General features: G+C 59.6%; 7 protein-coding genes. All 7 read left to right on the plus strand.

Going from position 1 to position 7,408, the window contains the following annotated elements:
• Window positions 1-935, plus strand: a 935-nt coding sequence (locus BLU85_RS29945; RefSeq protein WP_175497014.1) for an RHS repeat-associated core domain-containing protein, incomplete at its 5' end; no start/stop codon positions are given.
• Between the two features lie 2 nt (window positions 936-937).
• Window positions 938-1,339 (plus strand): hypothetical protein, encoded by a 402-nt coding sequence (locus BLU85_RS29950; protein ID WP_092205592.1) that lies wholly within the window; start codon window positions 938-940, stop codon window positions 1,337-1,339.
• 343 nt (window positions 1,340-1,682) lie between these two features.
• Entirely contained in the window at window positions 1,683-2,936 is a 1,254-nt protein-coding gene (locus tag BLU85_RS29955; RefSeq protein WP_092205593.1) for a cystathionine gamma-synthase family protein, read from the plus strand.
• Window positions 2,937-3,071: 135 nt separating this feature from the next.
• The gene (locus BLU85_RS29960; protein ID WP_092205594.1) at window positions 3,072-4,502 is read left to right on the plus strand and encodes an amino acid permease; all 1,431 of its coding nucleotides are present in this window, start codon (window positions 3,072-3,074) and stop codon (window positions 4,500-4,502) included.
• A 59-nt stretch (window positions 4,503-4,561) separates the two neighbouring features.
• Window positions 4,562-5,446 carry a LysR substrate-binding domain-containing protein gene (locus tag BLU85_RS29965; RefSeq protein WP_092205595.1) on the plus strand — a complete coding sequence of 295 codons (885 nt, stop codon included), beginning with the start codon at window positions 4,562-4,564 and terminating at the stop codon, window positions 5,444-5,446.
• A 30-nt stretch (window positions 5,447-5,476) separates the two neighbouring features.
• Complete coding sequence (gene thrC, locus BLU85_RS29970) at window positions 5,477-6,841, plus strand: threonine synthase (protein ID WP_092205596.1); 1,365 nt, start codon at window positions 5,477-5,479, stop codon at window positions 6,839-6,841.
• Window positions 6,842-6,852: 11 nt separating this feature from the next.
• On the plus strand, window positions 6,853-7,290 hold the full coding sequence (locus BLU85_RS29975) for an Lrp/AsnC family transcriptional regulator (RefSeq protein WP_053125728.1): 438 nt from the start codon (window positions 6,853-6,855) through the stop codon (window positions 7,288-7,290).
• Window positions 7,291-7,408 lie beyond the last annotated feature (118 nt).

The raw sequence follows: 7,408 nt of genomic DNA on the forward strand, positions 1-7,408 counted from the left end.
AGTTTTTCTGGCAGGGCGACCAGCTCGTCGCCGAAAACAGCCCGCACCACCACCGCAGCTACGTCTACGAACCGGGCACCTTCCGCCCACTGGCCCTGCTCGACGGCGAAGGCCCCGACGCCCGCCCGTTCTACTACCACCTCGACCACCTGGGCACGCCCCAGGAACTGACCAACCCCGCCGGCCAGATCGTCTGGTCGGCGCGCTACAACGGCTACGGCAAACTCACCGAACTCCAGCACGGCGGCGGCGAACAGCTGGAACAACCGCTGCGCTTCCAGGGCCAATACTTCGACCCGGAAAGCGGCCTGCACTACAACCGGCACCGCTACTACAATCCCGAGACCGGCCGCTATTTGACGCCTGATCCGAGCAAGCTGGCGGGTGGGCTCAATGGGTATCGCTACACGGTGAACCCGACGGGGTGGGTGGATCCGTTGGGGTTGGTGGATTGTCCGGGGCAGGGTGGGTGTCGGCCGGCGGTTGGGGATCAGGATCCGGCGGGTAAGGTTGGGGTGGATGAGGGAGTAAAATCTCCCCCTAAACCTACATATCTTTATCGTGGAGACTTGAGGAAGCCAGAAGTCATCTTTAAAGAGGGCTTTATGAGCTTGGGGAAAAGCACTGATTTATTGCTTCATGTTTGGGATAACAGAGATCCACCCAGTAATTTTGTTAGTACAACTACGGATGTTAATGTTGGGACCTATTTCGGAACAAAATATAATACACGGAAAGGATATCTGTATGTTCTAAAGAGAATTCCTGGGCGTGATGTGAATAAGGAGCTGCCTCGCAACGATGTTCCATATAGCTATGAGCGTGAGATTGCCATTCCTGATCGAGTAAAAGCTGAAGATATTCTCGGAGCCACTCCCCTGAATAAGGATGGTTCCTATGTTGGATATTCTATACCCAATCCTCAAAGGAAATAAAAATGACGAAGCAAGTTATCCCAGTTATTAAAGAAGGTCGAAGGGAAGAGGTAGTACTTGATGTTAATGCAAGTAAATCAACCGTCATGCTGACCTTCAAAAGCGGTTGGTCAAAAAAATACTCCGGAGTGGATGTGTATGAGTGCCTTGGCAAAATTATTCAAGAGCACTCTGATTTAAAGTTTTTATGTAAGGGGGCTAAACTGAGTGTGCGACCTTCTAGTATGTCCTCGCAAATGTCTTCAGGAATAGCTGCTTATGAACATGTCTTAGGTAAGCGTGCATCGAGAGCGGATCTTGTTAATATATTCGATTATGAAGACCAAGATATAGTGAGTGATCCTCAGCTACAAAAAAATTATTTCTTTCTCTGGTTGGATTCTATTAAGGATGTGGATGAATAGAGTGTGGATGCGTGGAACAAGATATTTTGAGCGATTTTAGCGACATAACTTACGGCCCACTGCACAGTCAAAAGTCAATGAAATCCCAATGTGGGAGCGAGCTTGCTCGCGATGGCGGAGTATCAGTCACCCTCAATGGCAACTGACCCACCGCCATCGCGAGCAAGCTCGCTCCCACAGGGTTAATCAGTGACTTACAGGTCGCTGCTTCGCACTCAGCCATTAAAAAAACCACCCCTTTGGCACCGATAACATCGTTTCTCGGCCCCGCGGCTTTTCCCTATATTGGCCCTCAGATCCGGTGGATGGCTCAACGTCCACCCCCTCAGTGTGAGTAGCCTCAATGAACAATAAACCTGACAGCACAGGGCTTGATAACGCCGGCGCGGGAACCCGGGCGGTCTGGGGTGGGGAGCAAGTCAGGCACCCCTACAACGCCACGCAAACCCCCATCGTGGCCAGCGCCGCGTACGGTTACGACGACATCGACGTCTGGTACGACGTTGCCTTGGGCAAGGCCCCCGGTTTTATCTACAGCCGCATGAGCAACCCCACCGTCGAGACCCTCGAAGCCAAGATTCGCGAGTTGGAAATGGCCGAGTCTGCCGTGGCCTTCAGCAGCGGCATGGCGGCGATCAGCAGCGTGCTCTACACCTTCCTGGCCCATGGCGATCGCGTGGTATCGACCAAGGACAGTTACGGCGGCACCAACAAGATCTTCGAAGAGTTCCTGCCGCGCACCGGCGTGGCGGTGACCCTGTGCGAGACCTTCGATCACGACGACATCGAGCGTGAAATCGCCAAGGGCTGCCAGGTGCTGTACCTGGAAACTCCCACCAACCCGACCCTGAAGATCCTCGACATCCCGCGCCTGGTGGCGGCGGCCAAGCGTGTCGGCGCGGTGGTGGTGGCGGATAACACCTTTGCTACGCCACTGAACCAGAGCCCGCTGGCCTTGGGGGTGGACGTGGTGATCCACAGCGCCACCAAGTTCCTCAGCGGCCATGGCGACGTGCTCGGTGGCCTGGTGTGCGGCCGCGAAGCCTTGATGGCCAAGGTGCGTCATTACCGGGAAATCAACGGCGCGAGCCTCGACCCGTTCTCGGCCTACCTGATCATCCGTGGCATGAAGACCCTGGCGCTGCGCATGCGCCAGCAACAACACAGCGCCCGGGCCCTGGCCGAATTTCTCTGCACCGAACCCCTGGTGGAGATGGTGAATTACCCCGGCCTGCCCAGCCACCCGAACCACGCCGTGGCCTGCGCGCAAATGTCTGGCTTCGGCGCCATCGTCAGTTTTGTCCTGGTCGGTGGCATGGACACCGTCAAGCTGCTCCTGCCACGCCTGCGCTTCGCCCATTGCGCGGGCAACCTGGGCGCGGTGGAAACCATCTACGGTCCGGCCCGCACCACCAGCCATGTCGAGAACACCTTGGAAGAGCGCCAGGCCCTGGGCATCTCCGAAGGCCTGGTGCGGGTTTCGGTGGGCATCGAAGACACGGACGATTTATTGGACGACCTGAAACAGGCCTTCGCCTTTGTCAAAAAATCACTTGATCCGCAACTCAATGAAGTCCTCACCGAGACAGTGACCTGAAGTGTGAATGTTGATACTCCGCGACAAGGCTGTCAGCGGGGCGTTCATGAATAGGAATAATAATAAAAGCTCAGTGGCGCTTGTCTTACTCGCGCAGAGGTAGAGGCGCGCCCTGGCATTTCATGAGAAACAACCATGTCCATAACAGAACAACAAGCTAATACGCGGACCGGCTTCAAACAGGAAATGCAGACGCGCCATATCGTCATGTTGGCATTAGGCGGCGTCATTGGTACCGGGCTGTTCCTCACGTCCGGCTACACCGTCAACCAGGCCGGCCCCATGGGCGCGGTGATCGCCTACATCATCGGTGCGCTGATGGTCTACATGGTGATGATGTGCCTGGGGGAACTGGCGGTGCAGATGCCCGAAACCGGTTCGTTCAGCACCTACGCCACGCGTTTCCTCGGGCCCGGCACCGGCTACACCGTGGCCTGGTTGTATTGGCTGACGTGGACGGTGGCCATCGGTTCCGAGTTCACCGCTGCCGGTATCCTCATGTCGCGATGGTTTCCTGACACGCCGGTGTGGATCTGGAGCGCGCTGTTCGCCGGCGTGGTGTTCCTCACCAACGTGGTCTCGGTGCGTTTGTTCGCCGAGACCGAGTTCTGGTTGTCGTTGATCAAAGTACTGACCGTGGTGGTGTTCCTGCTGATCGGCGGTGGCGCGATTCTCGGCCTGCTGGACATCGATCAGGCCCACAGCATCGGCTTGAGCAACTTCACTCGCGAAGGACTTTTTCCTACCGGCTTCATGCCCATTGCGATGACGCTGCTGGCGGTGTCCTTCGCGTTTTCCGGCACTGAACTGATCGGCATCGCCGCTGGCGAAACCAAGGACCCGCAACGCAATGTACCGCGGGCCATCCGCACCACCGTGCTGCGCCTGGCGGTGTTTTTCGTCGGGACCATTTTTGTCCTGGCGACACTGCTGCCCCGCGAGCAAGCCGGCCTGGTGGAGAGCCCGTTCGTCACGGTGTTCACCTACATCGGCATCCCGTACTCCGCCGACATCATGAACTTCGTGATCATCAGCGCCCTGTTGTCGGCGGCCAACTCCGGGTTGTACGCCGCCTCGCGGATGCTCTGGACCCTCAGCGACCAAGGCCACCTGCCCAAGCAGTTCTCGGCCCTGACCCGCATGGGCACGCCGCTCAACGCGATCATCGTCAGCATGGCCGGCGGCGCCGCCTCGTTGCTCAGCAGCGTGTTCGCCGCCGACACCATCTACCTGGCACTGGTGTCGATTTCCGGCCTGGCCGTGGTGGTGGTGTGGATGAGCATCGCCGCGAGCCAGATCGCTTTCCGTCGTCACTATGTGGCCAACGGCGGCGATATTCGCGACCTCAAGTTCCGCGTTCGCGGTTATCCGTGGGTGCCGCTGGGGGCGCTGGTGTGCTGCAGCCTGGCGTGTGTCGGGATCGCCTTCGACCCTGAGCAGCGGGTGGCGCTGTACTTCGGCTTGCCGTTCATCGCCTGGTGTTACTTCGTGTATTACATTACCCGCAAAAGCCGCGAGCGACGCTTGTCGGTTGCCCTCGTGGCACAACCGTCGGACGCGTTCTAAACCGCGTCGACGGGGCGGGCAAACGTGCCCGGTGCGTGGGGGTCAACGAGGTCCAGATCATGAAGCAAAAAACGTTGCCCCCGTTGAATTGGCTGCGGGCATTCGAAGTGTCGGCCCGCTGCCTGAACTTCACCCACGCCGCCGACGAATTGTTTTTGACCCAGGGCGCGGTCAGCCAGCAGATCCGCCAATTGGAAAGCCACCTGGGGGTGGCGCTGTTCAAGCGCTTGCCCCGGGGCCTGGGCCTGACCGAGGAAGGCCAGGCGTACCTGCCGGTGGTGCAGGACGCGATCACGCGACTGGCAGTGGGCACCAACGAAATCTTTGGCCAGCACAAGCGCCGGCCGATCAAGGTGCGCGGCAGCCTGGCGTTTTTCGTGCACTGGCTGGCGCCGAAACTGGTGGACTTTCGCCAGGCTCATCCCCACGTCGACATCCGCTACATCAGCAACATCTGGGTCAAGGAACTGGACGGCGAAGACGACATGGAAATCCGTTGGGGCCACGGGCAATGGCCCGGCCTGGTGTCCCAGCGCCTGACCTGGGACACCTTGTTCCCGGTGTGCTCGCCGGCCTTGATGGCGACGTTGAAGGTGCCGGCGGACGTGGCGAAGCAGCCGTTGTTGCACGTGCTGGGCTACGAAGAAGGGTGGGGGTACTGGCTGAAAATGGTCGGTGTCGACAGCGTCGATTCCTCGACCGGCATGCAGTTCGACACACTGGTCTGCACCTTGCGCATGGCTGAACTGGGGCAAGGCATCGCCCTGGCGCGGTCGTCGATGGTCAGTGAGTTGCTGGACGACGGGCGCCTGGTCGAACCCTTCGCCCAGCGCATCGAAGCCAGCGAATCGTTTTACCTGGTGCGCAGTTCCGGGGCCGAGCAACACCCCGACGCGGCGCGGTTTTCCACCTGGCTGGTGGAGCAGGCGCATCGTTTCAAGTGAGCCGTTTCAAGTGAATATCCGGAGTTGACCATGCGCTATGTGAGTACCCGAAATTCCGCCGTGCAGGTCGATTTCGAAAAAGTTGTGCTGTCGGCCATCGCCGAGGACGGCGGGCTGTTCGTCCCCGTTGAACTGCCGCAGTTCGAACCCCAGGACATCGCTAACTGGTCCACATTGGCCTACGACGAACTGGCCTATCGAGTGATGCGTCCGTTCGTGGGCGAGGCGATCCCCGAGGCCGACTTCAAGCGGGTGCTCAAGGACGCCGGCAGCCAGTTCAGCCATCGGTCCCTGGCGCCGTTGCATCAGGTGGATCGCAACGAGTGGGTCCTGGAATTGTTCCATGGGCCGACCCGCTCCTCGAAGGACTTTGCCGCGCAATTGCAGGCGCGACTGGTGCAGTACTTTTTGCGCAAACACGGGCGTCGCGCCGTGGTGATCGGCGTCACCAACGGCCACACCGGGCTGGCCGCCATCGAAGCCTTCAAGCACTGCGACGAGACCGATGTGGTGGTGATTTATCCCGAGGCCGGCGTGCCGCAAGACCAGCTTCAAGACCTGCAAGCGACGGCGCATCCGCGGGTTCATCAAGTGGCTGTCGATGGCAGTTTCGATGAATGCCAGACCTTGGTCACCCGACTGTTCCGACAGCACGAGGCGATCAGTTTCAATTCCAGCAACTGGGTCAGCGTCATGGCGCAGTTGGTGTTTTATTTCCACGCGGTGCTGCAGTTGGGCGGCGGCCAGCGGCCCATTGGCTTCAGCGTGCCGGCGGCGAGTTTTGCCGAGGTCTATGCCGGCTACATCGCGCAGAAGATGGGCTTGCCGATCACGCAGATGATCGTCGCCACCAACCAGAATGATGCGCTGCATCAGTTCTTTTTGAAGAATCACTACTCGCGGTTGCGCGCCAGCAAGACCCTGTCGCCGGCCATGGATTTGTCGATCTTTTCCAACCTGGAGCGGTTTCTCTGGGAGCTCTATGGGCACGATGATCAAGCGGTGAGTGCGCTGATGCACACCTTCGAAACCCGTGGCGAAATGACCATCGCCAACGAGTTCTGGCTACAGGCGCGGATGATCATCGACTCGTACGCGGTCAGCGATGAACAGACGCTGGAGGAAATCACCTCGCTGTACCGCGACACCGGCTACGTCATCGACCCCCACACTGCCACCGGCGTGCTCGCGGCGCGCTTGTATCGCCGCAGCCTGGTGGCACCGATGGTGACCTTGGGCGAGATCTCACCGGCCAAATCGGCGCAGTTGCTCGGTGAGTTGGGGATCACGATTGCGGCGCAACAGCGTCCAGTTTCCGAACATGGCCCGGCGCAGATTCATCGCATCCAGCCGGACGACCTCGCTGCCCTCCATCAACTGCTCGGCGCCCTATAACCGGAGGCCCCATGAAGCGAATCCTCGACCCTCTCGACGAACGCATCATCGCCGAACTGCGCCTCAACGCCCGCGCCGCCCACGCCGAGCTGGCGGCCAAGGTCAACCTCTCGCGCAACGCCGTACGCCAACGCATCGAACGCCTCGAACGTGACGGCGCGATCCAGGGCTATACGGTGCGCACCGGGGAGGGCGCGCAAGCGTCGTCGAACATCAACGCCGTGATCTTTGTCTACCGCTACGACCGCATGCGCGGCGCCGAGGTGTTGCAAGCGCTGCAGGCCATGCCGGAAGTGCTGCAGTGCGATGTGATGAGTGGCGAGTTTGACTTGATGCTGCGGGTGGGCGCGGCGAACCCGGAGCGGGTGCATAAAGTGTGGAAAGAAATCTCCGCGTTGCCCGGGGTGGAGAACACCGTGACGTCGTTTGTGTTGTCGTCGGTGGTCTAGGTGCGCTGTCTGCCTAAACAGTGACCCCTGTGGGAGCGAGCTTGCTCGCGATAGCGGTACACCAGCCACCACTGATGTACCTGACCTGGCCCCATCGCGAGCAAGCTCGCTCCCACAG

Source organism: Pseudomonas sp. NFACC14 (assembly GCF_900106885.1).
Lineage (GTDB): Bacteria > Pseudomonadota > Gammaproteobacteria > Pseudomonadales > Pseudomonadaceae > Aquipseudomonas > Aquipseudomonas fluorescens_AA.

What these genes read in the sequence shown, in the direction of transcription:
- BLU85_RS29950 (WP_092205592.1), top strand. Translation starts at nt 938, where the DNA reads ATGACGAAGCAAGTTATCCCAGTTATTAAAGAAGGTCGAAGGGAAGAG.
- BLU85_RS29955 (WP_092205593.1), top strand. Translation starts at nt 1,683, where the DNA reads ATGAACAATAAACCTGACAGCACAGGGCTTGATAACGCCGGCGCGGGA.
- BLU85_RS29960 (WP_092205594.1), top strand. Translation starts at nt 3,072, where the DNA reads ATGTCCATAACAGAACAACAAGCTAATACGCGGACCGGCTTCAAACAG.
- BLU85_RS29965 (WP_092205595.1), top strand. Translation starts at nt 4,562, where the DNA reads ATGAAGCAAAAAACGTTGCCCCCGTTGAATTGGCTGCGGGCATTCGAA.
- thrC (WP_092205596.1), top strand. Translation starts at nt 5,477, where the DNA reads ATGCGCTATGTGAGTACCCGAAATTCCGCCGTGCAGGTCGATTTCGAA.
- BLU85_RS29975 (WP_053125728.1), top strand. Translation starts at nt 6,853, where the DNA reads ATGAAGCGAATCCTCGACCCTCTCGACGAACGCATCATCGCCGAACTG.